Genomic DNA, 25,169 nt, shown 5'->3' on the forward strand with positions numbered 1-25,169 from the left:
GCCCGCCCACGGCTTCGGGCAAGGGGGCGGCCCGGTGCCCCGGGGCGCGCCCCTTGCGCGTGTGCGGGAGGTCCCGCCCGGCGGCCGGGCGGGACGGTCGGTCAGCCGGCCAGGCAGGACGGGCCGAGCAGCACCTTCAGGTCGCCGAAGAGCGCCGGATCGGCCTGCACCCGGTGCCGGTCGAGGCGCAGCACGGTCGTGGTCCGGGGGCCCTGGAGCTTGATCCGTACCTCGGTGTTGCCCTTGTGGTGGCCCAGGATCTCGCCGAGGCGGGTGACCATCGGCGGGGTCACCTTGACGGTGGGGATGGTGAGGATCACCGGAGCGTTGGTCCCGGCGTTCGACAGGTCGGGGACCATCAGCTCCATGGCGACGAGCCGGGGCACGTCCTCGCGCTTGTCGAGCCGGCCCTTCACGAAGACGACCGTGTCCTCGACGAGCTGGGTGGAGACCAGCTGGTAGGTGGCCGGGAAGAACATGCACTCGATGGAGCCGGCGAGGTCCTCGACGGTGGCGATGGCCCAGGCGTTGCCCTGCTTGGTCATCTTCCGCTGGAGGCCGGAGATGATGCCGCCGATGGTGACGACCGCGCCGTCGGAGTGCTCGCCGCCGGTGAGCTGGGAGATCGCCGCGTCCGTCTTGTCGGACAGGACGTGCTCGATGCCGAAGAGCGGGTGGTCGGAGACGTACAGGCCGAGCATCTCGCGCTCCTGGGCGAGCAGGTAGGACTTCTCCCACTCGACGTCGGAGAACTCGACGTCCAGGCCGAAGCCGGGCTCGTCGGCGGACTCGTCGCCCATGCCGCCGAACAGGTCGAACTGTCCCTCGGCCTCCTTGCGCTTGACCGCCACCACGTTGTCGATCATCGGTTCGTGGTGGGCGACCATGCCCTTGCGGGTGTGGCCCATCTCGTCGAAGGCGCCGGCCTTGATCAGCGACTCGATGGTCCGCTTGTTGCAGACGACGGCCTCGACCTTGTCGAGGAAGTCGGGGAAGGTCGAGTACTTCCCCTTCGCCTTGCGCGACTTGATGATCGACTCGACGACGTTCGTGCCGACGTTGCGGACGGCGGAGAGGCCGAAGAGGATCACGTCGTCGCCCTGGGCGGCGAAGTTCGACTCGGACTCGTTCACGTTCGGCGGGAGGACCTTGATGCCCATCCGGCGGCACTCGTTGAGGTAGACGGCGGACTTGTCCTTGTCGTCCTTGACCGAGGTGAGCAGACCGGCCATGTACTCGGCGGGGTAGTTCGCCTTGAGGTAGGCGGTCCAGTAGGAGACCAGGCCGTATGCGGCGGAGTGCGCCTTGTTGAAGGCGTAGCCGGCGAAGGGGACCAGCACGTCCCAGAGCGCCTGGATGGCCTCGTCGGTGTAGCCGTTCTTCTTCGCGCCCTCCTGGAAGATGACGAAGTTCTTCGCCAGCTCCTCGGGCTTCTTCTTGCCCATCACGCGTCGGAGGATGTCGGCCTCGCCGAGGGAGTACCCGGCGATGATCTGGGCGGCCTTCTGCACCTGCTCCTGGTACACGATCAGGCCGTAGGTGACCGCGAGCACCTCTTCGAGCGGCTTCTCCAGCTCGGGGTGGATCGGGGTGATCTCCTGCTGCTTGTTCTTGCGCAGGGCGTAGTTCGTGTGCGAGTTCATGCCCATCGGGCCCGGCCGGTACAGGGCCGAGACGGCGGAGATGTCTTCGAAGTTGTCGGGCTTCATCAGCCGCAGCAGCGAACGCATGGGTCCGCCGTCGAACTGGAAGACGCCGAGGGTGTCACCGCGGCAGAGCAGTTCGTACGTCTTGGGGTCGTCCAGCGGCAGGGCCAGCAGGTCGAGGTCGATGCCCTTGTTGGCCTTCACCATCTTGACGGCGTCGTCCATGATCGTGAGGTTCCTGAGACCCAGGAAGTCCATCTTGATCAGGCCGAGCGACTCGCACTGGGGGTAGTCCCACTGCGTGATGGTCACGCCGTCGGTGTGCCGCACCCAGATGGGCGCGTGGTCGACGATCGGCTCGCTGGACATGATCACGCCGGCCGCGTGGACGCCCATCTGCCGGACCAGGCCCTCGACGCCCCGGGCGGTGTCGATGACCTTCTTGACGTCCGGCTCGTTCTCGTACATCGCGCGGATCTCGCCGGCCTCGCTGTAGCGCGGGTGCGAGGGGTCGGTGATGCCGTTGAGGTCGATGCCCTTGCCGAGGACGTCGGCGGGCATGGCCTTGGTGAGCCGGTCGCCCATGGCGTAGGGGTAGCCCAGGACGCGCGCGGAGTCCTTGATGGCGTTCTTCGCCTTGATCTTGCCGTACGTGCCGATCATGGCGACCTTGTCGGAGCCGTACTTCTCCGTCACGTACCGGATCACCTCGACGCGCCGACGCTCGTCGAAGTCGATGTCGACATCGGGCATCGAGACGCGCTCGGGGTTGAGGAAGCGCTCGAAGATCAGTCCGTGCGGGATCGGGTCGAGGTCGGTGATGCCCATGGCGTACGCGACGATCGAGCCGGCCGCGGAGCCTCGGCCGGGGCCCACGGCGATGCCCTGCTTCTTCGCCCACATGATGAAGTCGGCGACGACGAGGAAGTAGCCGGGGAAGCCCATCGAGATGATCGTGTCCATCTCGTACTCGACCTGCTTCATGCGGTCCTCGGGGATGCCCCCGGGGAAGCGGCGGTGCATGCCCCGCATGGTCTCCTCGCGGAACCAGGTCGTGTCGGTGTAGCCCTCCGGGATGTCGAACTTCGGCATGAGGTTCTTCTCGACGAACATGCCGGTGGTGTCGATCTGCTCGGCGACCAGGAGGGTGTTGCGGCAGCCCTCCTGCCAGGCGTCCGAGGAGTCGATGGCGTACATCTCGTCCGTGGACTTCAGGTAGTAGCCGGTGCCGTCGAAGCGGAAGCGGTCCGGGTCGGAGAGGTTCTTGCCGGTCTGGATGCAGAGCAGGGCGTCGTGCGCGGTCGACTCGTGCGCGTACGTGTAGTGCGAGTCGTTGGTGACGAGCGGCGGGATGCCGAGCTTCTTGCCGATCTCCAGGAGTCCGTCGCGGACCCGGCGCTCGATCTCGATGCCGTGGTCCATCAGCTCCAGGAAGTACCGGTCCTTGCCGAAGATGTCCTGGTACTCGGAGGCGGCCTTCAGCGCCTCGTCGAACTGGCCGAGCCGGAGCCGGGTCTGCAGCTCGCCCGAGGGGCAGCCGGTGGAGGCGATGAGCCCCTCCGACCACTGGGAGATGGTCTCCTTGTCCATCCGGGGCCACTTCTGCAGCCAGCCCTCGGCGTACGCGTCGGAGGAGAGCTTGAAGAGGTTGTGGAGTCCGGTGGCGTTGGCCGCCCAGATCGTCTTGTGGGTGTAACCACCGGAACCGGAGACGTCGTCCCGCTTCTGGTGCGGCTGCCCCCACTGGATCTTCCGCTTGTTCCGCCGCGACTCGGGGGCGACGTACGCCTCGATGCCGATGATCGGCGTGACCCCGGCCTTCTTCGCCGTGTGGAAGAAGTCGTACGCCCCGTGCAGGTTGCCGTGGTCCGACATCGCGATGTGGGTCATGCCCATCTCGTTGCACGCGTTGAACATGTCCTTCAGCCGCGCGGCACCGTCCAGCAGCGAGTACTGGGTGTGGACGTGGAGGTGCGTGAAGGGCGGCTTGGTCACGGCGGGAGGCCTCCGGAAAACAGGAGTCGACAGGCTGCGGACAGTCTGGGGGGACAGCGTGGAAGTCTACGTCTCCGGACTGACAGGCGTCGGGCACTCGCGGCTAGGGTCGCGCGTTGAGAGACACGGAACACCTGTCCAAATTGTCATGAACAGTCTTGCAGCACGTCCGGTACCAGGAGGCACCTCGATGTCGGTCCCCCAGCCCACCGCCACGGAGCGCGGTGAGCACATCCTCGCCGTCTTCGACACCGCCTTCGGCGAGCTCCTCGCCGCCGACCCCGCGGCCTTCCGCGTCAAGTTCCGGAAGATGGCCGGCTCGGCCTTCGCCTTCTACCGGGGCACGGCCTGTCTGTTCTACGCCGACCAGGAGCGGGAGAGCGCCGGGCGGGCGGACGGGAACCACGCCGTCGGGCCCTACCTGGACGAGCGCACCGGCCGGGTCTGGATCCACGGCGACCTGCACGCCGAGAACTTCGGCACGTACATGGACGCCAACGGACGGCTGATCTTCAACGTCAACGACTTCGACGAGGCGTACGTCGGCCCCTTCACCTGGGACCTCAAGCGGCTCGCGGCCTCGCTCGCCCTCATCGGCTACGCGAAGGCGCTGAGCGACGAGCAGATCAGCCACCTGGTCCGGATCTACGCCGCCTCCTACCGGGAGCGGATCCACGCCCTCGCGACCGGCGCGAAGAACGACGAGCTGCCCCCGTTCACGCTGGACACGGCCGAGGGCGCGCTGCTCGACGCGCTGCGCGACGCCCGCTCCATGACCCGCTTCGGGCTCCTGGAGTCGATGACGGAGATCCGGGACTACGAGCGCCGCTTCTCCGCGGGCGGGGGCGCGATCGAGCTGGACGCGGCCGCGCGCTACAAGGTCCTGGCGGCCTTCGACGGCTACCTGGAGACCCTGCCGGAGTCCAGCCTGGCCCGCCCCGACTCGTACCGGGTCAAGGACGTCGTCGGGCGGCGCGGGATCGGCATCGGCTCCGCCGGTCTCCCGTCGTACAACATCCTCCTGGAGGGCAACAGCGACGCCCTGGAGAACGACGTCGTGATCTACCTCAAGCAGGCGCAGACCCCGGCGGTCTCCCGCCACGTGACGGACGCGGCGGTGCGGGAGTACTTCCAGCACGAGGGCCACCGCACCGTGATCTCGCAGCGGGCGCTCCAGGCGCACGCCGACCCGTGGCTCGGCTGGACGGAGCTGGACGGCGCCGGGCAGCTGGTCGCGGAGGTCTCGCCGTACGCGGTGGACCTCGACTGGTCGGACATCGACGACCCGCAGGACATAGCGGCCACCGTCGCCGACCTGGGCCGGGCGACGGCCACCATGCACGCGGCGGCGGACGACTCCAGCGGGCACTCGCTGGTGCCGTTCTCGACGGAGCGGGCCATCGACGCGGCGATCGCCGCCGACGAGGACGGCTTCGCGGAGCTCCTGGTGGACTTCGCCCACACGTACGGGGCGCGGGCGCGGGCCGACCACCAGATCTTCGTGGACCTCTTCCGCAACGGCCGGATCCCGGGGCTGTAGCGGATTCCCGGGGCCACGGCGGATTCCCGGGGCCCTCGGGGGATTCCCGGGGCCCTCGGGGGATTCCCGGGGCCCACGGGGATTCCCGGGGCCCACGGGGATTCCCGGGGCCTCCGGGGCCGTTCACAGACTGCCTTTAAGGGCGTTTTACGGACCGGCATGGCACACTCCACGACGATGGACATGGCAGGGACGCAGCTGAGGGCGCTGCGGGCGGCGTTCTTCACGGCTCTGGTCGTGACGCTGTCCGTGGCGTCCCACGTGCTGCTCTCACGCGTGCCGCTGCCGCTCGGGACGGTCGTCCCGGTCGCCGTCGGCGTCTTCGCGGTGGCGTACGCCCTCGCGGGCCGCGAGCGGGGCCTCGGCCCGATCGCCGGGCTCCTCGTCCCGCTGGAACTGGCGGCCGACACACTCTTCACCAGCGGCCAGGCCGTCTGTTACGGCGCCGCAGGCGGCCCGGTCGCCGGATCGCTGCGCGCGGTCGGCGTGGAGGTCTTCTGCGGCGGCGCCGTCGGCACGCCGCTGCCCGGCGTGGCCGCCCCCGAGAGCGGCACGGCGGCCGCGCTCCTCGACTCCCCCGACCCGGCGCTGCCCTGGCTGCTGCTCCTGGCCCATGTGGGCGTCGGGCTCTTCGCGGCGGTCTGGCTGCGCGGCGGGGAGCGGGCGCTCGCCCGGCTGCTCGGCGCGGTGGCGGCCTTCGCGTTCCGGCCGCTGCTCCTGGTGGCGGCCCTCTTCCGTACCGGTGGTCCGGCGCCGCGGCGCGCCGGGCGGCCCGCGGGACGGCCCCGGCCCTCCCGTACCCGGCTCCTCACCCACTCCGTGGGACGGCGGGGACCGCCGTGCCCGCGCCTCGCTCTCGTCTGAGCGACGCGCCCCAGGCACGCGGTACCCCTTCATTCCTCACCGTCACGGAGATCACGATCATGAGTGCACGCAACAACCAGGCCAACAAGGCTGCCGCCCGCGAGCGTCTGCGCGTCGAGCGCGAGCACCAGGCGAAGAAGGACCGGGCCCGCCGGCAGCTCGTCGTCGGCGTCTCGGCCGTGGCCGTCCTCGCGGCGGCCGGCGGCATCGGCTACGCGGTGGTCCGGTCGAACCAGCCCTCCGCGTGGGAGTCGGCCGCGAAGGCGACCACCGTGACCGCCCCGAAGAACACCTCGGGCACGAACGGCACGACCGTCGTCGTCGGCAAGCCGACCGCGAAGAAGACCCTGGAGCTCTACGAGGACTCGCGCTGCCCGGTCTGCGCGACCTTCGAGCAGTCCGTGGGCTCCACGGTCGAGAAGGACGTCGAAGCCGGCAAGTACAAGATCAAGTACGTCGGTGCCACCTTCATCGACGACGCCGCCACGGGCGAGGGCTCGAAGAACGCCCTCTCGGCGCTCGGCGCGGCCCTCGACGTGAGCCCCGAGGCCTTCCTGAAGTACAAGGCGGCGCTCTACTCGGCGAAGTTCCACCCTGAGGAGAACGACGACAAGTTCGCCAAGGACTCCTACCTCCTCGAGGTGGCGGACTCGGTGCCGGCCCTCAAGGGCAACGCCGCGTTCAAGAAGAACGTCGAGGACGGCACCTTCGACGCCTGGGCGATGAAGATGTCGAAGGCCTTCGACGACAGCGGCGTGACGGGCACCCCGACGCTGAAGATGGACGGCAAGCCGGTGACGGTGGCGGGCTCCGACAACCCGCCGATGACCGCGCCGGAGTTCGAGACGGCGATCGGCACGGCCCTCAAGGGCTGACCCGGACCGTACGGAACGGCCTCCTTCGCTCCCTGATCCGCCCGGCGGGTCAGGGAGCGAAGTCGCATGCGGGGGCGAATCCCCCCTGGTGCCGACGGCCCCGTGGACCTTGCCGCCCACCCCGAGGGCGGCGTCCCGCCGGTCCCTCCCGGGGCGAGCGGCCTCCCCGCGGAACCGCCCCGGGGAAAGCCGTTCTGATGCCGGGTCAGGCCGGCCGCCCCCGGAAGCGCCGCCGCCGCGGGGCCGGATGCGACCTGGGGGCGACAATCCGGCGAACTTTCCCGCAAGCCCCTCCCCACCCACCGTACCCGCCAGTAATCTGACTGCCCGTGACCAGTCGTTTCATATCCTCCGCCCCCACGCGGCGCACGGTCGTCAAGGCCGCCGCCGTCACCGCCGTCACCGCGCCCGCCCTCCTCGGCGCGGCCGCCACGGCCCACGCGGCCCCCGGGGCGCCCGCGTTCCTCCACGGCGTCGCCTCCGGCGACCCGCTGCCCGACGGCGTCCTGCTCTGGACGCGCGTCACCCCCACCCCCGAAGCCGTGCCCGGCTCCGGCCTCGGCCCCGACGTCCAGGTCGGCTGGGAGCTCGCCGAGGACCGCGGCTTCGCGCGGATCGTCGCCTCCGGCACGAGCACGGCGAGCGCCGGCTCCGACCACACGGTGAAGGCGGACGTCCGGGGCCTGCGCCCGGCCACCTCCTACTGGTTCCGCTTCACCGCGGGATCCGCCGTCTCCCCCGCCGCCCGCACCCGCACCACCCCGGCCGTCGACGCCGCCGCGCCGGGCGTGCGGTTCGGTGTGGTCTCCTGCGCGAACTGGGAGGCCGGGCACTTCTCCGCGTACCGCCATCTCGCCGCCCGCGCCGACCTGGACGCGATCCTCCACCTCGGCGACTACGTGTACGAGTACGGCAGCGGCACGTACCCCGAGGCGAAGTACACCGTCCGGCAGCACGAGCCGCGCCACGAGATCGTCTCGCTGGCCGACTACCGCACCCGGCACGGCCACTACAAGACGGACGCCGACCTCCAGGCGCTGCACGCGGCCCACCCGGTCATCGCCATCTGGGACGACCACGAGTTCGCCAACGACGCCTGGGAGGGCGGGGCCGAGAACCACACGCCCGGCGCCGAGGGCGACTGGGCGGCCCGGGTCGCCGCGGCCAAGCAGGCCTACTTCGAGTGGATGCCGGTCCGCGCGTCCACCGAGGGCACGGTCTTCCGGCGGCTGCGCTTCGGCAAGCTGGCCGATCTGCACCTCCTCGACCTGCGTTCGTTCCGCTCCGCGCCGGCGAAGACCGGCAGCGGTTCGGTCGACGACCCGGCGCGCAGCATCACCGGCCGCGCGCAGCTTGACTGGCTGAAGTCCGGGCTCGCGGGCTCGGACGCGACCTGGCAGCTGGTCGGCACCTCGGTGATGATCTCGCCGATCGCCTTCGGCGCCCTGCCCGCCCACCTCCTGGAGCCGCTCGCCGAGCTGATGGGCCTGCCGAAGGAGGGGCTCGCGGTCAACGTCGACCAGTGGGACGGCTACACGGACGACCGCAAGGAGCTGCTCGGGCACCTCACCTCGCGGGCGATCCGCAACACGGTCTTCCTGACCGGCGACATCCACATGGCCTGGGCCAACGACGTACCGGTGAAGGCGGCGACGTACCCCTTCTCGGCGTCCGCCGCGACCGAGTTCGTGGTCACCTCGGTGACCTCGGACAACCTGGACGACCTGCTGCACGTGGCTCCGGGGACGCTCTCGGTGGTGGCCGCGGGCGCCGTGAAGGCCGCCAACCGGCACGTGAAGTGGGTGGACATGGACCACCACGGCTACGGCGTGCTCGACGTGACCGCCGAGCGCTCGCAGATGGACTACTACACGGTCTCCGACAAGACGGACCCGGCCGCGACGACGTCCTGGGCGCGCTCGTACCGGACGCTGAGCGGAACGCAGCGTGTCGAGCGGGTGTACCAGCCGGTCCGTTGATGGCTCCCTGACGGCCCATGAGCGATGCTTTTCAGCCATGATCTCTTCTGTTAACGGGAGATCACATCGCTACGGCGGGTGGCTGGTTTCGGAGATCGAATCCGGACACACCACCCGCCTCCGTCGCCTCCGCTGTTACGTCGAGGTCTCAAACTCCGGAAACAGCACAAGAATTTCTTCCCGATGCCCCGAATCGCCCCCCGAATGATTGGGCTTGATCACTCCTCAACGGTGGCTGACATGGACGCGTAATCTCCCCGGCGTGGCGGAGGAAGTTCCTCCCCTCACCCCCCACGAGGAGTCACCATGCGTGCTCTTGTCCGCATATCACCGCGTATGTCACGCCGGATGCTCGGTACGGCCGTCATGGCCGGAACCCTGGCCCTTGCCCCGCTCTCCGCCCCGGTCGCGAGCGGCACCACCACCCTGGCCGGCGCCTCCGCCGAGGAGTGCGCCGACGACGCCGGCGCCCTCTCCGGCGCCCGCAAGGCGCGCGGCGCCGACGGCCACGCCGCCGAGCCGAACGAGGTCACGGCCGCCAAGGCCGCGGCCATGGACGCCGACTTCAAGAAGAAGCTGTCCGCCGCCCGCTCCGAGGCCCGCCTCAGCGGCTCCGCCGACAGAGCCGCCGCGGTGGTGAACATCCCCGTCTACTTCCACGTCATCCACTCCGGTACGACGGGCAAGCTCTCCGCGACCGCGATCACCAACCAGATGAACGTCCTGAACGCGGCCTACGCGGGCCAGGGCACCGGCAACGTGAACTCCAACTTCCAGTTCACCCTGGCCGGCACCGACTACACGGACAACGCGTCCTGGTACAACCTGTCCTCCGGCTCCACCGCCGAGAAGCAGATGAAGCAGACCCTCCGCAAGGGCGGCGCGGGCGCGCTGAACTTCTACACCGCCAACCTGGGCGGCGGCCTCCTCGGCTGGGCGACCTTCCCGTCCTCGTACGCCTCGAACCCGTCCATGGACGGTGTCGTCGTCCTCGACGCCTCGCTCCCGGGCGGCTCCGCGGCCAACTACAACCAGGGCGACACCGCCACCCACGAGGTCGGCCACTGGATGGGCCTCTACCACACCTTCCAGGGCGGCTGCAGCGGCAGCGGCGACGGCGTCGCCGACACCCCGGCCGAGAAGAGCCCCGCCTACGAGTGCCCGACCGGCCGTGACACCTGCACCAACAAGGCCGGCGTGGACCCGATCCACAACTTCATGGACTACACGTACGACGCCTGCATGTACCAGTTCACCTCGGGCCAGGTGACCCGGATGAACGACTACTGGACGGCGTACCGCGCCTGATCCGGCCCCACACGGGTGTGGCCCCCGGGGGAACTCCCCCGGGGGCCACACCCGTTCACCGCGGTCCTACAGGCTGTCCAGGAAGGCCAGCGCCACCGACCACGTCCGGTCGGCCGACTCCTCGTCCCAGTCGGGGAGCTCCGGGTCCGTGAACACGTGCCCCGCTCCCGGGTAGCGGTAGATCTCCACGTCCGCCCCGGCCTTGCGCATCTGCAGGTACCAGGACGACAGCCAGTCGTGCGTCTCGAAGGGGTCGGGATCGGCCACGTGCAGCTGCACGGGCAGCTCGTCCACCGTGGCCGACTCCGCGAGGTCCGAGGTGCCGTGGAAGAGCAGCAGCCCGCGCGCCTTCTCGTCGCCGAGCGCCAGGGTCTGCGCGATCGAGGCCCCGAGGGAGAGGCCCATGTAGACGAGTCCGCGCTCGGAGTACGGGGCGGCGGCGAGGACCGCCCGCTTCAGCAGCTCGTCCTTGCCGATCTCGTCCCGGAGCTCCACGCCCTCCTCCACGGTCCCGACCGTCCGGCCTCCGTAGAGGTCCGGGGTCCAGACCTGGTGCCCGGCGGCACGGAGCCGCTCGGCAGCGGCCTCGACGGAAGGGGTCAGCCCGTAGGCCGAGTGGAAGAGCATGATGTCCATGCGTCCCATCCTGCCACCCGGCCCACGGGACTCAGGCCCCCCGGCCCACCCACCCCCGCCCGCGCCCCCTCACCGCATGCTGCGCACGTCCAGCTGACGCAGCACCCGGTCCACCACCTCCGGGTCGGCGCCCGGTTCGCTGCGGGCCGCGAGCACCTCGTGCCGGGCGGCCGACATCAGCTCCCGCTGGATCCGCTGCACCGCCTTGAAGCGCTTCGTCCGCTCGACGAACGCCGCCCGCCGCTCCTCGTCGACCATGTCCGGACTGATCCGCGCCCCGATGTCGTACGCCCCGCGCAGCAGCCGCTCCTGGACCTCCTCCGGCAGCTCCTCCACCTCCTCGATCTCCTTGAGCCTGCGCCTGGCGGCCTTCGCGGCCCGGATCGCGAGGTCCCGCTCGAGGATCCGCTCGGCGTCCGCGTCGGCCCGTACGCCGAGCCGCTTCACCAGCCAGGGCAGGGTGAGTCCCTGGACGACGAGCGTGGCGATGATCACACAGAAGGCGATGAAGACGATCTCGTCGCGGCCGGGGAAGGGCGCGCCGTCGTCGGTGCGGAGCGGGATGGCGAGCGCGAGCGCCACCGAGGCCACACCCCGCATCCCCGCCCACCACATGACGATGGTCTCCCGCCAGCTGGTCGGGATCTCCTCGTCGATGTCCCGGCGGGTGTGCAGCCGTTTCGCCAGCCAGGTCGCCGGCAGCAGCCACAGCAGCCGGACGCCGACGACCACTCCGACGACGGCGGCGCCCCAGCCGAGCATCTGCCAGCCGCGTCCCTCGGCCACCCCGAAGACATGCACGAGTTCGAGCCCGATGAGGCCGAAGGCGATGCCGGTGACGAGGGTGTCGACGATCTGCCAGAAGGTCTGCCCGGCGAGCCGGCCCATCACGTCGTCGGCGTCGGCCGCGTGCTCGGCGAGGAAGAGGGCGGTGACCAGGACGGCGAGGACGCCGGAGCCGTGCAGCTCCTCGGCGAGGACGTAGCTCACGAAGGGCACGAGGAGGGTGAGGCCGGTCTGGAGGGTGGCGTCGCCGAGCAGCCCGATGAGCTTGTTGGAGAGGTAGCCGAGCGCCAGGCCCACGGCCACGGCGACCACCGCGGAGAGGACGAACTCGCCGAGCGCGTCGGGCCAGGAGAAGGAGCCGCTGACCGCGGCGGCGATGGCCACGTGGTATAGCACGATCGCGGTGACGTCGTTGAAGAGGCCCTCGCCCTCCAGGATCGACACCAGCCGCCGCGGCAGCCCCAGCGAGCCGGCGACGGCGGTCGCCGCGACCGGGTCGGGCGGGGCGACGAGGGCGCCGAGCGCGATCGCGGCGGCCAGCGGAATGCCGGGCACGAGGGCGTTGGCGACGGCCCCGACGGCGGCCGTGGTGACGAACACGAGGGCGACCGCGAGCAGGAAGATCGGCCGCCTGTTGGCCGCGAACTGACGCCAGGAGGTCCGCTGCACGGAGGCGTAGAGCAGCGGCGGCAGCACCAGCGGAAGGATGAACTCCGGCGGCACCTCGACGTTCGGTACGAAGGGCAGGACGGCCAGCCCGATCCCGACGAGGGTCATCAGGACGGGCGCGGGCAGCCCGAGCCGCTCGCCGAGGGGGACCGTCAGCAGCGCGCCGAGCAGCAGCAAGAACAACAGGGCCAATTGATCCACGGACACACCCTGTCACGTATGTCCGTTTTCACGACGACTGCCCCCTGTGTGCGCCCGCTCGCGGCGGGTGCGCCAGAGGGCGCGGCCGAGCGCTCCTGGCGCCGTGCGGGCCCTACAGAGCCCTGCGCATGGCCCGGTGCGGCATGTCCGCGTCCGGGAACTCGGGGCCGTACGCCTCGTAGCCGAGCCGCTCGTAGAAACCGAGCGCGTGGGTCTGCGCGTGCAGGTCGACGGCGGTCAGACCGCGCTCGCGCGCCACGTCCTCGATGCCCCGCACGAGCGCGGCGCCGACGCCGAGGCCACGCGCGGCCTTCGAGACCGCGAGCCGGCCGAGCGAGCCCACCGAGGCGTCGGCGCCGGTCTTGCCGACCGCGTCCGCCCCGAAGAGGAGCCGGCCGGTGCCCAGCGGCAGCCCGTCCTCGCGCACGGCGAGCACGTGCACCGCAGTGGTGTCGTACGTGTCGTACTCCAGCTCGGGCGGGACGCCCTGCTCGCCGACGAAGACCTCCCGGCGCACGGCGAAGCAGGCCTCGCGGTCCTCGGGACCGGCCGCCTCACGGACGCTGTACGCCGCGTGCGGGGCGCTCACTGGCTCTCCGCCGCGATCCGGTCCAGGGCCTTCTGGAGGTCTTCGGGGTACGTGCTGGCGAACTCGACCCACGAGCCGTCGCCCGGGTGCTCGAAGCCCAGCCGGACGGCGTGCAGCCACTGCCGGGTCAGACCGAGGCGCTTGGCGATCGTCGGGTCGGCGCCGTACGTGAGGTCACCGACGCAGGGGTGGCGGTGGGCGGACATGTGCACCCGGATCTGGTGGGTGCGGCCCGTCTCCAGCTTGATGTCGAGGAGCGAGGCCGAGCGGTACGCCTCGATGAGGTCGTAGTGCGTGACGGACGCCTTGCCGTCGGCGGTGACCGCCCACTTGTAGTCGTGGTTCGGGTGCCGGCCGATGGGGGCGTCGATGGTGCCGCTCATCGGGTCGGGGTGGCCCTGCACCAGCGCGTGGTAGCGCTTGTCGACCGTGCGCTCCTTGAACTGGCGCTTGAGCGAGGTGTACGCGTACTCCGACTTGGCGACCACCATCAGACCGGAGGTGCCGACGTCGAGGCGGTGCACGATGCCCTGGCGCTCGGCGGCGCCGGAGGTGGAGATGCGGTACCCGGCGGCGGCGAGGCCGCCGATGACCGTGGTGCCGGTCCAGCCGGGGCTGGGGTGGGCGGCCACACCGATCGGCTTCATGATCACGACGATGTCGTCGTCGTCGTGGACGATCTCCATGCCCTCGACGGGTTCGGCGACGATCTGCACCGGTGCGGCCGCGCCCGGCATCTCGACCTCGAGCCACGCGCCGCCGCTCACCCGCTCGGACTTGCCGACGACGGAGCCGTCGACCTGGACCTTCCCTGCGGCGGCCAGCTCGGCCGCCTTCGTGCGGGAGAACCCGAACATACGGGCGATGGCGGCGTCGACGCGCTCGCCCTCCAGGCCATCGGGAACGGGCAGCGTGCGGATCTCGGGACTCGTACTCACTCGTCGAGTATGCCTTGCCCCGAGGTGCTCGGGTCTCGCGGCCGGATCGGCTCAGTCCTTGTGGACGGTGCCGTCGGGGTCCAGACCCCGGAACGACAGGATCACGATGAGGATGCCGCCGCAGACGATCGCCGAGTCGGCGAGGTTGAAGACGGCGAAGTGCGCGGGGGCGATGAAGTCGACGACCGCGCCCTCGAAGACGCCCGGGGAGCGGAAGATCCGGTCCGTGAGGTTGCCCAGCGCACCGCCGAGCAGCAGACCCAGCGCGATCGCCCAGGGCAGGCTGTAGAGCTTCCGCGCCAGCCGGATGATCACGACGATCACGGCGGCCGCGATGCAGGTGAAGATGATCGTGAAGGCCTCGCCCATGCCGAACGCCGCACCCGGGTTCCGGATGGCGTCGAAGCGCAGCCAGTCGCCGATCACCCGGATCGGCTCACGGCCCTCAAGCCTGGCGACCACGAGCATCTTGCTGCCCAGGTCGAGCAGGTAGGCGAGGACGGCCACGACGAACAGGGCGACGATCCTGCGCCTGCCCTTCGGCCGCTCCGCGGGAGCGGCCGAACCGTCGTCGGGCGTGGCCGTACCGTCGGCGGCCACCGTCTCGTCGGAGGCGGCCGGCTCCTCGGCCCCTGCTGAATCCGGCGTACCGATGATGCGCTCCGCCTCTGCCACGTGAGTGAGTCCCTCGACCTCGATGCCTGACCGTGCACCGAGGGTACGGCACAGGCGTACGAGACCGGCAGCCGAGATCACCGGCCGCGCCGCCCCCGGCCGTCGGCCGCGCCGCCCACCACAGTCGGCCGCGCCGCCCTCCGCCGTCAGCCGCGCCGCTCCTGCCGCTGCTTGTCCTCGACGCAGAGCGTGGCCCGGGGGAACGCCTGCATCCGCGCCTTGCCGATCGGCTTCCCGCACACCTCGCAGAGGCCGTACGTGCCCGCGTCGAGCCGTTCCAGGGCGTGCTCGGTCTGTTCCAGCATCTCCCGCGCGTTGGCCGCCAGGGCGAGCTCGTGCTCGCGGGTGATGTTCTTGGTGCCGGTGTCGGCCTGGTCGTCCCCGGCGCCGTCGCCCGAGTCCCGCATGAGGCCGGTGAGCTCCTCCTGGGAGTGCGCGAGCTCGCTGCGGAGTCTCAGCACCTCGGACTGGAGCTCGTTGCGGGCCTCGGTGACCTCGGCCGGGGTCCACGGGTCCTCCCCGGGACGTACCGCGAGCTCGCCGGTCCGGGCGGGAGGCACGGCGGCCTCGTCCCCGGCGGTCGTGACGCCACCCGCGGTCTTCTTCGCTGCCACCGTCCTGGCTCCTGTCTGCTTCTTCGCGGCGGGCGCCGGGGCGGCCGCCTTCTTCGCCGCGGCCTTCTTGGCGGGCGTCTTCCTGGCGGCGGCCTTCGGGGCAACCGTTTCCTCGGCGACCGCCCGCTCCCCCGCGCTCTTCTTCACGGCGGTCTTCTTCACGGCGGCCTTCTTCGCGGTGGTCTTCTTCGCGACCGTCGGCGGCTCCGCGACCGTCGTCCTCGTCCCGGCCACGTCCTTGGCGCCCTCCGCCGAACCGGTGGAACCGGCGGCCGAGGGCTTCTTCGCGGCGGTCTTCTTCGCCACCATGTCGCGGCCCCTTCACATTTTGTGATCTTGCTCGCGAATCGTGCTGGGACGATAAATCGGCCCAAGGCCCGCGGCAACGGGGCACGCCGCCGTTCCCACCCGCCCCCGCACCCCTCGGGGCAGGCCTGCCTCCGTTGTGCCCAGCTCCCCGCCTGGTAATCCGTCCCGCCCCTCCCCCACATGGCCGTACGCCAAGTCCGCACCGCCCCGTATGGCCATTCGGGTCACGGGAAAACCGGTCTGCCACCCCACCCCGGGCCCCGTACACTGGTGCTGGCGAAAGGCTTGGATGGGGACGAGTAGCGTCGTACGCAGCCATGAGCGACCCGGGGACGGTGAGAGCCCGGGGGCGAGCCCGATGTGAAGCATCACCCCGGAGCCGTCGGAAGAAAGCCGCGGGAGACCGCGGTGACTAGACCCGGCGTCGCGACCCCAATGAGGGGGCTCAGGGCGTGCGTGCCCCGGGCCAAGGAGGGTGGTACCGCGGGAGCAGCGCTCTCGTCCCTCCGACGGAACGACGACAGTCCGCCGGAGGAACTCGATGACACCGCCGCAGTACCGCCAGGTGCCCGCCCAGGTCGACCTGCCCGCGATGGAGCACGCCGTGCTCGATCACTGGCGCGAGAACAAGGTCTTCGCCAAGACCCTCGAACAGTCCGAGGGACGCCCCGAGTGGGTGTTCTACGAGGGCCCGCCGACCGCCAACGGCATGCCCGGCGCCCACCACATCGAGGCCCGCGTCTTCAAGGACGTCTTCCCCCGCTTCCGGACCATGCGCGGCTACCACGTGGCCCGCAAGGCCGGCTGGGACTGCCACGGCCTCCCGGTGGAGCTCGCCGTCGAGAAGGAGCTCGGCTTCTCCGGCAAGAAGGACATCGAGGGCTACGGCATCGCCGCGTTCAACGACAAGTGCCGCGAGTCCGTGACCCGGCACACCGACGCGTTCGCCGAGCTGACGACCCGCATGGGCTACTGGGTCGACCTGGACGACGCGTACCGGACGATGGACCCCTCGTACATCGAGTCGGTCTGGTGGTCGCTGAAGCAGATCTTCGACAAGGACCTGCTCGTCCAGGACCACCGCGTCGCCCCCTGGTGCCCGCGCTGCGGCACCGGCCTCTCCGACCACGAGCTGGCCCAGGGCTACGAGACGGTCGTCGACCCCTCGGTCTACGTCCGCTTCCCGCTGACCTCCGGCCCGCTGGCCGGCAAGGCGGCGCTCCTGGTCTGGACGACGACCCCCTGGACCCTGGTGTCCAACACCGCGGTCGCCGCCCACCCCGAGGTCACCTACGTCGTCGCCACCGACGGCGACGAGCGGGTCGTCGTCGCCCAGCCGCTGGTCGAGAAGGCCCTCGGCGAGGGCTGGGTCACCACCGGCGAGTCCTTCACCGGCGCCGAGATGGAGCGCTGGACGTACCAGCGCCCCTTCGAGCTGGTCGAGTTCCCCGAGCCGGCCCACTACGTCGTGAACGCCGAGTACGTGACGACCGAGGACGGCACGGGTCTGGTCCACCAGTCCCCCGCCTTCGGTGAGGACGACCTCAAGGTCTGCAAGGCGTACGGCCTGCCGGTCGTGAACCCGGTCCGCCCCGACGGCACCTTCGAGGAGGACGTCCCGCTGGTCGGCGGCGTCTTCTTCAAGAAGGCCGACGAGGCGCTCACCGCCGACCTGGACGCGCGCGGGCTGCTCTTCCGGCACATCGCGTACGAGCACAGCTACCCGCACTGCTGGCGCTGCCACACGGCGCTGCTGTACTACGCGCAGCCGTCCTGGTACATCCGCACGACCGCGGTCAAGGACCGCATGCTCGCGGAGAACGAGCGGACCAACTGGTTCCCCGACTCGGTCAAGCACGGCCGCTTCGGCGACTGGCTGACCAACAACGTCGACTGGGCGCTCTCCCGGAACCGCTACTGGGGCACCCCGCTGCCGATCTGGCGCTGCGAGGACGGCCACCTGACCTGTGTGGGCTCGCGCGCCGAGCTGACCGAGCTGACCGGCACGGACCAGTCGCAGCTCGAACCGCACCGCCCGTACATCGACGCGGTGACGTTCGGCTGCCCGACCGAGGGCTGCTCGCTGGAGTCCACCCGCGTCCCCGAGGTCATCGACGCCTGGTACGACTCGGGCTCGATGCCGTTCGCGCAGTACGGCTACCCGTACGAGAACAAGGAACTCTTCGAGTCCCGCTACCCGGCGCAGTTCATCTCCGAGGCCATCGACCAGACGCGCGGCTGGTTCTACACGCTGATGGCCGTCGGCACGCTGGTCTTCGACAAGTCGTCCTACGAGAACGTGGTCTGCCTGGGCCACATCCTCGCCGAGGACGGCCGCAAGATGTCCAAGCACCTGGGCAACACCCTGGAGCCGATCGCGCTGATGGACCAGCACGGCGCCGACGCGGTCCGCTGGTTCATGGCGGCCGGCGGCTCGCCGTGGGCGGCGCGCCGGGTGGGCCACGGCACGATCCAGGAGGTCGTCCGCAAGACCCTCCTGACGTACTGGAACACGGTGGCCTTCCAGGCGCTGTACGCCCGCACGTCCGGCTGGGCCCCCTCCGCCGCGGACCCGGCCCCGGCCGACCGCACGGTCCTCGACAAGTGGCTGCTCTCCGAGCTGAACACGCTGGTCGCCGAGACGACCGAGGCGATGGAGGCGTACGACACCCAGCGCACCGGCAAGCTGATCTCGGCCTTCGTCGACGACCTCTCCAACTGGTACGTGCGCCGCTCGCGCCGCCGCTTCTGGCAGGGCGACAAGGCGGCCCTCCGCACCCTCCACGACGTGGTGGAGACGGTCACGCGCCTGATGGCCCCGCTGACCCCGTTCATCACCGAGCGGGTCTGGCAGGACCTGGTGGTGCCGGTGACGCCGGACGCCCCCGAGTCGGTCCACCTGGCGACCTGGCCGGAGGCGGACACGACGGCGATCGACAAGACGCTCTCGGAGCAGATGCTCCTCGTGCGGCGTCTGGTGGAGCTGGGCCGGGCGACGCGCGCCGAGTCGGGCGTGAAGACCCGCCAGCCGCTCTCCCGGGCCCTGGTGGCGGCGACGGGCTTCGCGGCCCTCTCCGCGGACCTCCAGGCCCAGATCACGGAGGAGCTGAACGTCTCGTCCCTCGCCTCCCTCTCGGAGGTGGGCGGCTCGCTGGTGGACACCACCGCCAAGGCGAACTTCCGCTCCCTGGGCAAGCGCTTCGGCAAGGGCGTCCAGGACGTGGCGAAGGCCGTCGCGGCGGCGGACGCGGCGGCGCTGTCGCTGGCCCTCCGGTCCGGCGAGGCGACCCTGTCGGTGAACGGCGAGGACATCACCGTCACCCCCGAGGAGGTCATCATCACCGAGACCCCCCGCGAGGGCTGGTCGGTGGCATCGGACGCGGGCGCGACGGTCGCCCTCGACCTGGAGATCACCCCGGAGCTCCGCAAGGCGGGCCTGGCGCGTGACGCGATCCGCCTGATCCAGGAGGCCCGCAAGAACAGCGGCCTGGACGTGGCGGACCGGATCGCGCTGCGCTGGGTGACGGATTCCCCGGAGACGGCGGAGGCCCTGACGGCCCACGCGGGCCTGATCGCGGACGAGGTCCTGGCGACAGACCACGCGCAGGGCGAGGCGGACGCCACGTACGGCGAGCCGTTCACGGACGACTCCCTGAACCTCACCTTCCGCCTCCGCAAGGCCTAAGCGACGCGAGAAGGGCCCGGCACCACCCCCGGTGCCGGGCCCTTCTACGTCCCCCGACACCCATTCGCCCACCCCCGTTGTGGGCATTCGTTCCTCCCCAGACTCCGTCCAGGGGGACCCCCAGAGCCGGCCGCCCACCCCGTTGCGGGCCTTCGCCCTGCCGGGGCGGTGCCCACCCACCCGGGCTGGCGCCCCCGCCTCCCTAGTTGTGGGCATCTGTTCCGCTGGGGCGGAACGGGTGGGCACAACGGAACGGCGCCCCTTGCCGGGCCCAGGCTTCCGCGCCTGAACCCGCACCCCAGGTGCGGCGCACAGTCGGTGCGGGCCAGGGAACGAGGAGCGGAGGCGCCGCCAAGCGCGCCGTCCCGTGTGCCCACCCGTCCCGCCCTGGGGGTCCCCCCCGGACGGAGTCTGGGGGAGGGACGATTGCCCACACGGGCGGGTGGCGGGGGTGCCGGGCGCAGCCCACACGGCGGGGGCGCGGGCGCAGCCCACGCGGTGGCGGGCGCAGCCCGCGCGGCGGCGCGGCGGCGGGGCGGCACAAGGCGGGCCGGGTACGGCGAAGGGCCGGGTCCCCGGTTTCCCGGGGCCCGGCCCTTCGGCCTGCCGACGGCTACGCGCTCACCGCGCGAGCACCCGCCGTCAGTTGTCGTCCTCGTCGATCAGGAAGCCACGCATCGGCGCCGGCGCCTGCTGCATCGGCTGCGGAGCCTGCGGACGGACCGGAGCCATCGGCTGGGTCATCGCCGGAGACATCTGCTGCTGGCCGCCGTAGGACGGGGCGCCGCCCATGGACGGTCCACCGCCCATCCCGCCGTTGCCGCCGTAGGACGGCGCACCGGCGCCGGCCGAGGCCATCGACGGGGCCGGCGGCAGCGAGGCCGTGGCCGGGGTGCGCGGCGGGGCGAGCGAGTCGTCGGCCTGGGTCTCCAGCTGACGCAGCTGCGACTCCAGGTACGACTTCAGACGCGTGCGGTACTCGCGCTCGAAGCCGCGCAGGTCCTCGACCTTGCGCTCCAGCGTGGCGCGGGCGGACTCCAGGGAGCCCATCGCGACACGGTGCTTCTCCTGCGCGTCCCGCTCAAGGGCGTCCGCCTTGGCGCGGGCGTCCCGCTCCAGGCCCTCGGCACGCGAACGCGCCTCGCCGACGATCTTGTTGGCCTCGGAGCGGGCCTCGGCGATCGCCTGGTCGGCGGTCTGCTGGGCCAGCGAGAGGACACGCGCGGCACTGTCGCCACCGGGGCCCTGCTGCGGCTGCTGCATCTGCGGCGGCATCTGCTGCTGCATCTGCTGCTGCGGGTGACCCATGGGGCCGCCCTGCATCGGGCCGGGACCCATCGGGCCGCCCTGCATCGGACCACCCTGCATGGGGCCGCCCTGCATGGGGCCACCCTGCATCGGGCCGGCGGGAAGCTGCGGGGCACCGGACGGAAGCTGCGGCGGGCCCATCTGCGGCGGCTGCTGCTGGACCGGCGGTCCGGATATGGCGGCGGGCACGGGCGCGCCGGGACCGACGGGACGATCCTGCTGCTCCGGGGGCTTGCGCATCCCCTGCTGCTGCTGGTTCTGCGCGGCGGCACGGGTCGCGGCGGCCAGCTTGGCGCGCAGGTCCTCGTTCTCGCGGAGCAGGCGGGTCAGCTCGGCCTCGACCTCGTCGAGGAAGGCATCGACCTCGTCCTCGTCATAGCCTTCTCGGAGGCGGACGGTCGTGAACTGCTTGTTCCGCACGTCCTCGGGGGTCAGCGGCATCTCTTCTTCACCTCTACGTAGTCGTCGGCAGTCGGCAAGACCGTATCGTCCACATTCACCTCGCGAAGTTGCTCACGATGGAGATCAGGATGTAGACGATGATCATCAGAACGAAGAAGGACAGGTCGAGTGCCACGCCCCCGAGACGCAGCGGCGGGATGAGTCGCCGCAGAAGCTTGAGCGGTGGATCGGTGACAGTGTAGGTGGCCTCAAGGACGACCACCATCGCCTTACCGGGTTGCCATGAACGGGCGAACTGGAAGACGTAGTCCATGACAAGTCGGACGATCAGGAGGACGAGGAAGCACATCAGCACGATGTAGACCACCTGTAGTGCGACGCCCATCCCGCGTTTCCCTCTCCCCTGACTTACGTGCTCTCACTTGTTCCGGCCGCTTCGCGACCGGTCCGTCCGGTTCTCGTGTTCTCAGCTCTGGTTGAAGAATCCGCCCTCTGCGATCCGGGCCTTGTCCTCCGCCGTGACATCGACGTTAGCAGGCGACAACAGGAACACCTTCTGCGTCACGCGCTCAATGCTGCCATGGAGCCCGAAGACGAGTCCGGCGGCAAAGTCGACAAGTCGCTTCGCGTCCGTGTCGTCCATCTCCGTGAGGTTCATGATCACCGGGGTGCCCTCACGGAAGTGTTCCCCGATGGTACGGGCCTCGTTGTAGGTCCGGGGGTGCAGCGTGGTGATGCGGTAGGGCTCCCGCTCGGACACGACCTTGGGCATGATCACGGGTGCGTTCTTCTCCATGCTGGGACGTTCGGGTGTGATGGATGCCACGGGGGCAATTCGGGCCGGACGTCCGCTTTCGGCGAGTACCGGAACAGAATGGGACATCGGCTCACGGGGGGCCGGAGGCTGCACCACTCGTACCGGTTCCTCACGCTCCACCTGCCGCGGAGGGGCGATGTGGCGCCGGTCGCGCTCGGGCTCCGGCTCCAGCTCGGGTTCGAAGTCGTCGTCGGGGTCGAAGCCCCGGCCGTCGTACCCATCGTCCTCCACGAGGCCGAGGTAGACCGCCATCTTGCGCATCGCGCCGGCCATTCTCTGAGTCCTCCGCTCTGTGGTGGATCGCCATACTGGCCAATTCGCAGCGTCACCAAGTGCCCGCGATCCACGGGTCGTCCCGCCGTTCTGCGGAATGACCATATTTTCTGCTGTGGTCCGACTTGCTTCGCGACGTTACCCGAGCTTCGGGCGGACTCCGAGTACCGCCGTACCGACGCGTACGTGTGTCGCCCCGGCAGCGACGGCCTCCTCGAGGTCCGCACTCATCCCTGCTGACACCATGTTCGCAGCCGGACGGGTCGCGCGCAGGGCAGTCGACAAATCCATCAGCCTGTCGAAAGCGGCGCGTTGCCGTCCCGCGTACGGGCCGGAGAGCGGGGCGACGGTCATGAGTCCGTCGAGCCGCAGCCCCGGGGCGGCGTCCACCGCGGCCGCCAACTCCTCGATCCCGTCGGGTGCGACACCGCCGCGGGCGCCCCGCTCGCCCGACTCGGCGTCGAGCGCGACCTGGAGGAGACAGCCGAGCTCGCGGCCCTCCTTCTCCGCCGCCGCGGAGAGCGAGGAAACGAGCTTCAAGCGGTCGACAGACTGCACCACATCGGCATAACCCACCACGGATCTGACCTTGTTGGTCTGCAACTGACCCACGAAGTGCCAGGTCAGATCAAGGTCGGCACAGGCGGCCGCCTTCGGGGCGGCGTCCTGGTCCCGGTTCTCGGCGACGTGCCGTACGCCGAGTCCGTGGAGGATTCTCACATCGCTCGCGGGGTAGGTCTTGGTGACCACGACGAGCGTCACCTCTTCCCGCGGGCGCCCGGCGGCGGCGCAGGCGGCGGCGATGCGCTCCTCCACCCGGGCCAGGTTCTCGGCGAGTTCCGACGTGCGGTCCGTCATGTCTCTTCTCAGTCCAACCAGACATATCCCGCGAGTCGCCCCGTGGTGCGATCGCGGCGGTACGAGTAGTGGTCACCGGATTCCCGGGTGCAGACCGTACTGGCCTGCCGGTCCGTGACGCCGAGCCGTTCGAGCTGGGCGAGGACTCCGGCGGTGACGTCGACGGCCGGGGTGCCCCAGCTCGTCTCGGCCCAGGCGGCGGGTTCGGTCGCGGCGACCTCGGCACGCATGGCCTCCGGCACCTCGTAGCAACGCCCGCAGACGGCGGGGCCGGTGCGGGCGACGATACGGGCGGGGTCGGCGCCGAGATCGATCATGGCCGCGACGGCGGCGGGAACGACGCCCGCCACCATCCCGGGCCGCCCGGCGTGGGCGGCGGCCGCGACCCCGGCGACCGGATCGGCGAGGAGGACGGGGACGCAGTCCGCGGTGAGGACGGCGAGGGCGAGTCCGGGCCTCGAGGTGACGAGGCCGTCCACCGACGGGATCCCGTCGGTGCCCCACGGCCCCTCGACCTCGGCGACGTCCGCGCCGTGCACCTGGTTCATCCAGACCACCGACGCGGGGTCGAGCCCGAGGGCGCCGGCCGCGAGCGCCCGGTTGGTCCGTACCGCCTCGGGGGCGTCCCCCACCGCGCCGCCGAGGTTGAGCTCCTCGTACGGAACGGCGCTCACCCCGCCCCACCTGTCGGTGAAGGCGAAGTGCGCGCCGTTCGCGTCGAAGCGCTGTCCTATCACTTCAGGAAGTCCGGGACGTCCAGCTCTTCGGCCTGGCTGTCCGCGTACGGACGGGCCGGCGGGACGACCGGAGGGGCGGGCGACAGCGGGGTCTCGTTGACCGCCGGCGCCGGCTCGGCCGGAACCTGGGCCGGCTCCTCGCGCGGGGCGACCGTGCCGAGGCCGCCCAGCGGGCGGGGGGTCTCGACGTGGCGGGGCGCCGGGGCCGGCTCCTCGCGCTTGGCGGAGACCGAGCCGATGATGTTGTCCCGGCGGGCCGGCGGCTGGCCGCCGTCGAAGCCGGCCGCGATGACGGTGACCCGGACCTCGTCGCCGAGGGCGTCGTCGATGACGGCGCCGAAGATGATGTTGGCCTCCGGGTGGGCGGCCTCGCTGACCAGCTGCGCGGCCTCGTTGATCTCGAAGAGACCGAGGTCGCTGCCGCCGGAGATGGAGAGCAGCACGCCGCGGGCGCCGTCGATGGAGGCCTCGAGGAGCGGCGAGGAGATCGCCATCTCCGCCGCCGCCACCGCGCGGTCGTCGCCGCGGGCGGAGCCGATGCCCATCAGGGCCGAACCGGCCTCGGACATGACCGACTTGACGTCGGCGAAGTCGAGGTTGATCAGACCCGGGGTGGTGATGAGGTCGGTGATGCCCTGCACACCGCTCAGCAGCACCTGGTCGGCCGACTTGAAGGCGTCGAGCACGGAGACCTGGCGGTCCGAGATCGACAGGAGCCGGTCGTTGGGGATGACGATGAGGGTGTCGACCTCTTCGCGGAGCTCGGCGATGCCGTCCTCCGCCTGGTTGGCGCGACGGCGGCCCTCGAAGGTGAACGGCCTGGTGACCACACCGATCGTCAGGGCGCCGAGCGAGCGCGCGATGTTGGCGACGACGGGTGCGCCGCCGGTGCCGGTGCCGCCGCCCTCTCCGGCGGTGACGAAGACCATGTCGGCCCCCTTGAGGACCTCCTCGATCTCCTCACGGTGGTCCTCTGCCGCCTTGCGACCGACGGCCGGGTTCGCCCCGGCGCCGAGGCCGCGGGTGAGTTCACGGCCGACGTCGAGCTTGACGTCGGCGTCGCTCATCAACAGCGCTTGCGCGTCGGTGTTGATGGCGATGAACTCGACGCCCTTGAGACCGACCTCGATCATTCGGTTGATGGCATTGACACCACCGCCGCCGACACCGATGACCTTGATGACTGCGAGGTAGTTCTGCGGTGCTGCCACGTCGAAGGCCTCTCGCCTCGAGTTACGTGTCGTCGCTGCGCGGTTGGTCGCGCGGCTCCGACGGATGCCGATTGGGACGGTCCGAAACGCCGACCCAAACCCTAACGTTGAAGTTTAGGGTTACCAGTGTCTCTGTTCGCTGGACTCTTCCGAACAGGACACTAAGTCGACAAGTGGCGCACGTTCAACGAACACGCCGAACCTCCCGTTTTTCTTTTCACCCTATGTGATCACCCGTAGCGCTGGCCAACCAG

19 protein-coding genes are annotated in these 25,169 nt (G+C 70.7%); 6 read left to right on the forward strand and 13 right to left on the reverse strand.

Translation table 11 applies throughout. The features are described 5' to 3' along the window. Nucleotides 1-101: 101 nt before the first annotated feature. Nucleotides 102-3,641 carry a DNA polymerase III subunit alpha gene (gene dnaE / locus ACFQ79_RS20410; RefSeq protein ID WP_383585423.1) on the reverse strand — a complete coding sequence of 1,180 codons (3,540 nt, stop codon included), beginning with the start codon at nucleotides 3,639-3,641 and terminating at the stop codon, nucleotides 102-104. Between the two features lie 190 nt (nucleotides 3,642-3,831). Between dnaE and ACFQ79_RS20415 the strand changes: the two genes are divergently transcribed. The 5 genes from ACFQ79_RS20415 to ACFQ79_RS20435 all read left to right on the forward strand — a co-directional run bounded on the left by ACFQ79_RS20415 (nucleotide 3,832) and on the right by ACFQ79_RS20435 (nucleotide 10,207). Continuing rightward, nucleotides 3,832-5,181 carry a DUF2252 domain-containing protein gene (locus ACFQ79_RS20415; protein ID WP_383585425.1) on the forward strand — a complete coding sequence of 450 codons (1,350 nt, stop codon included), beginning with the start codon at nucleotides 3,832-3,834 and terminating at the stop codon, nucleotides 5,179-5,181. A 177-nt stretch (nucleotides 5,182-5,358) separates the two neighbouring features. Next, nucleotides 5,359-6,045, forward strand: a complete 687-nt coding sequence (locus tag ACFQ79_RS20420) for a hypothetical protein (RefSeq protein ID WP_383585536.1) — start codon at nucleotides 5,359-5,361, stop codon at nucleotides 6,043-6,045. A gap of 59 nt (nucleotides 6,046-6,104) precedes the next feature. Further along, nucleotides 6,105-6,920: a DsbA family protein gene (locus ACFQ79_RS20425; RefSeq protein WP_383585428.1), complete on the forward strand. Its 816-nt coding sequence runs from the start codon at nucleotides 6,105-6,107 to the stop codon at nucleotides 6,918-6,920. 329 nt (nucleotides 6,921-7,249) lie between these two features. Next, entirely contained in the window at nucleotides 7,250-8,899 is a 1,650-nt protein-coding gene (locus ACFQ79_RS20430) for an alkaline phosphatase D family protein (protein ID WP_383585431.1), read from the forward strand. A gap of 336 nt (nucleotides 8,900-9,235) precedes the next feature. Further along, a complete protein-coding gene (locus ACFQ79_RS20435) occupies nucleotides 9,236-10,207 on the forward strand; it encodes a zinc metalloprotease (RefSeq protein WP_383585433.1) in 972 nt (323 codons plus the stop codon). Between the two features lie 66 nt (nucleotides 10,208-10,273). Here the strand turns inward: ACFQ79_RS20435 and ACFQ79_RS20440 are convergent, their stop codons facing one another. The 6 genes from ACFQ79_RS20440 to ACFQ79_RS20465 all read right to left on the reverse strand — a co-directional run bounded on the left by ACFQ79_RS20440 (nucleotide 10,274) and on the right by ACFQ79_RS20465 (nucleotide 15,624). Further along, the gene (locus tag ACFQ79_RS20440) at nucleotides 10,274-10,843 is read right to left on the reverse strand and encodes a dienelactone hydrolase family protein (protein ID WP_383585436.1); all 570 of its coding nucleotides are present in this window, start codon (nucleotides 10,841-10,843) and stop codon (nucleotides 10,274-10,276) included. A 69-nt stretch (nucleotides 10,844-10,912) separates the two neighbouring features. Next, nucleotides 10,913-12,499, reverse strand: coding sequence for a Na+/H+ antiporter (locus ACFQ79_RS20445; protein WP_383585438.1), 1,587 nt, complete (start codon nucleotides 12,497-12,499; stop codon nucleotides 10,913-10,915). A gap of 112 nt (nucleotides 12,500-12,611) precedes the next feature. Continuing rightward, nucleotides 12,612-13,088 (reverse strand): GNAT family N-acetyltransferase, encoded by a 477-nt coding sequence (locus ACFQ79_RS20450; protein WP_383585441.1) that lies wholly within the window; start codon nucleotides 13,086-13,088, stop codon nucleotides 12,612-12,614. Beyond that, nucleotides 13,085-14,026 carry an RluA family pseudouridine synthase gene (locus ACFQ79_RS20455; protein WP_073916813.1) on the reverse strand — a complete coding sequence of 314 codons (942 nt, stop codon included), beginning with the start codon at nucleotides 14,024-14,026 and terminating at the stop codon, nucleotides 13,085-13,087. The genes ACFQ79_RS20450 and ACFQ79_RS20455 overlap by 4 nt, the downstream gene beginning before the upstream one ends. Nucleotides 14,027-14,077: 51 nt before the next feature. After that, nucleotides 14,078-14,701 carry a signal peptidase II gene (gene lspA, locus ACFQ79_RS20460; protein WP_383585444.1) on the reverse strand — a complete coding sequence of 208 codons (624 nt, stop codon included), beginning with the start codon at nucleotides 14,699-14,701 and terminating at the stop codon, nucleotides 14,078-14,080. A 146-nt stretch (nucleotides 14,702-14,847) separates the two neighbouring features. Then, the gene (locus tag ACFQ79_RS20465; RefSeq protein WP_383585447.1) at nucleotides 14,848-15,624 is read right to left on the reverse strand and encodes a TraR/DksA family transcriptional regulator; all 777 of its coding nucleotides are present in this window, start codon (nucleotides 15,622-15,624) and stop codon (nucleotides 14,848-14,850) included. A gap of 541 nt (nucleotides 15,625-16,165) precedes the next feature. Between ACFQ79_RS20465 and ileS the strand changes: the two genes are divergently transcribed. Continuing rightward, entirely contained in the window at nucleotides 16,166-19,309 is a 3,144-nt protein-coding gene (gene ileS / locus ACFQ79_RS20470) for an isoleucine--tRNA ligase (protein WP_383585450.1), read from the forward strand. Nucleotides 19,310-19,951: 642 nt separating this feature from the next. On the opposite strand, the gene ACFQ79_RS20475 is transcribed toward ileS, so the two are convergent. The 6 genes from ACFQ79_RS20475 to ftsZ all read right to left on the reverse strand — a co-directional run bounded on the left by ACFQ79_RS20475 (nucleotide 19,952) and on the right by ftsZ (nucleotide 24,915). Next, the gene (locus ACFQ79_RS20475; RefSeq protein WP_030314528.1) at nucleotides 19,952-21,058 is read right to left on the reverse strand and encodes a DivIVA domain-containing protein; all 1,107 of its coding nucleotides are present in this window, start codon (nucleotides 21,056-21,058) and stop codon (nucleotides 19,952-19,954) included. A 55-nt stretch (nucleotides 21,059-21,113) separates the two neighbouring features. Beyond that, nucleotides 21,114-21,404 (reverse strand): YggT family protein, encoded by a 291-nt coding sequence (locus ACFQ79_RS20480; protein WP_148004504.1) that lies wholly within the window; start codon nucleotides 21,402-21,404, stop codon nucleotides 21,114-21,116. A gap of 81 nt (nucleotides 21,405-21,485) precedes the next feature. Then, the gene (locus ACFQ79_RS20485; RefSeq protein WP_030314526.1) at nucleotides 21,486-22,109 is read right to left on the reverse strand and encodes a cell division protein SepF; all 624 of its coding nucleotides are present in this window, start codon (nucleotides 22,107-22,109) and stop codon (nucleotides 21,486-21,488) included. A 138-nt stretch (nucleotides 22,110-22,247) separates the two neighbouring features. Continuing rightward, nucleotides 22,248-22,967, reverse strand: a complete 720-nt coding sequence (locus ACFQ79_RS20490) for a YggS family pyridoxal phosphate-dependent enzyme (protein ID WP_383585453.1) — start codon at nucleotides 22,965-22,967, stop codon at nucleotides 22,248-22,250. Nucleotides 22,968-22,975: 8 nt separating this feature from the next. Continuing rightward, complete coding sequence (pgeF, locus tag ACFQ79_RS20495) at nucleotides 22,976-23,704, reverse strand: peptidoglycan editing factor PgeF (RefSeq protein ID WP_383585456.1); 729 nt, start codon at nucleotides 23,702-23,704, stop codon at nucleotides 22,976-22,978. After that, nucleotides 23,701-24,915, reverse strand: coding sequence for a cell division protein FtsZ (gene ftsZ / locus ACFQ79_RS20500; RefSeq protein ID WP_383585459.1), 1,215 nt, complete (start codon nucleotides 24,913-24,915; stop codon nucleotides 23,701-23,703). The genes pgeF and ftsZ overlap by 4 nt, the downstream gene beginning before the upstream one ends. Nucleotides 24,916-25,169 lie beyond the last annotated feature (254 nt).

The organism is Streptomyces sp. NPDC056480 (assembly GCF_042795405.1).
In the GTDB taxonomy this organism is placed as follows: Bacteria; Actinomycetota; Actinomycetes; order Streptomycetales; family Streptomycetaceae; genus Streptomyces.

Coding starts and splice junctions, on each gene's coding strand:
- ACFQ79_RS20415 (WP_383585425.1), top strand. CDS start 3,832: ATGTCGGTCCCCCAGCCCACCGCCACGGAGCGCGGTGAGCACATCCTC.
- ACFQ79_RS20420 (WP_383585536.1), top strand. CDS start 5,359: ATGGACATGGCAGGGACGCAGCTGAGGGCGCTGCGGGCGGCGTTCTTC.
- ACFQ79_RS20425 (WP_383585428.1), top strand. CDS start 6,105: ATGAGTGCACGCAACAACCAGGCCAACAAGGCTGCCGCCCGCGAGCGT.
- ACFQ79_RS20435 (WP_383585433.1), top strand. CDS start 9,236: ATGTCACGCCGGATGCTCGGTACGGCCGTCATGGCCGGAACCCTGGCC.
- ACFQ79_RS20440 (WP_383585436.1), bottom strand. CDS start 10,843: ATGGACATCATGCTCTTCCACTCGGCCTACGGGCTGACCCCTTCCGTC.
- ACFQ79_RS20465 (WP_383585447.1), bottom strand. CDS start 15,624: ATGGTGGCGAAGAAGACCGCCGCGAAGAAGCCCTCGGCCGCCGGTTCC.
- ileS (WP_383585450.1), top strand. CDS start 16,166: ATGACACCGCCGCAGTACCGCCAGGTGCCCGCCCAGGTCGACCTGCCC.
- ACFQ79_RS20475 (WP_030314528.1), bottom strand. CDS start 21,058: ATGCCGCTGACCCCCGAGGACGTGCGGAACAAGCAGTTCACGACCGTC.
- ACFQ79_RS20480 (WP_148004504.1), bottom strand. CDS start 21,404: ATGGGCGTCGCACTACAGGTGGTCTACATCGTGCTGATGTGCTTCCTC.
- ACFQ79_RS20485 (WP_030314526.1), bottom strand. CDS start 22,109: ATGGCCGGCGCGATGCGCAAGATGGCGGTCTACCTCGGCCTCGTGGAG.
- ACFQ79_RS20490 (WP_383585453.1), bottom strand. CDS start 22,967: ATGACGGACCGCACGTCGGAACTCGCCGAGAACCTGGCCCGGGTGGAG.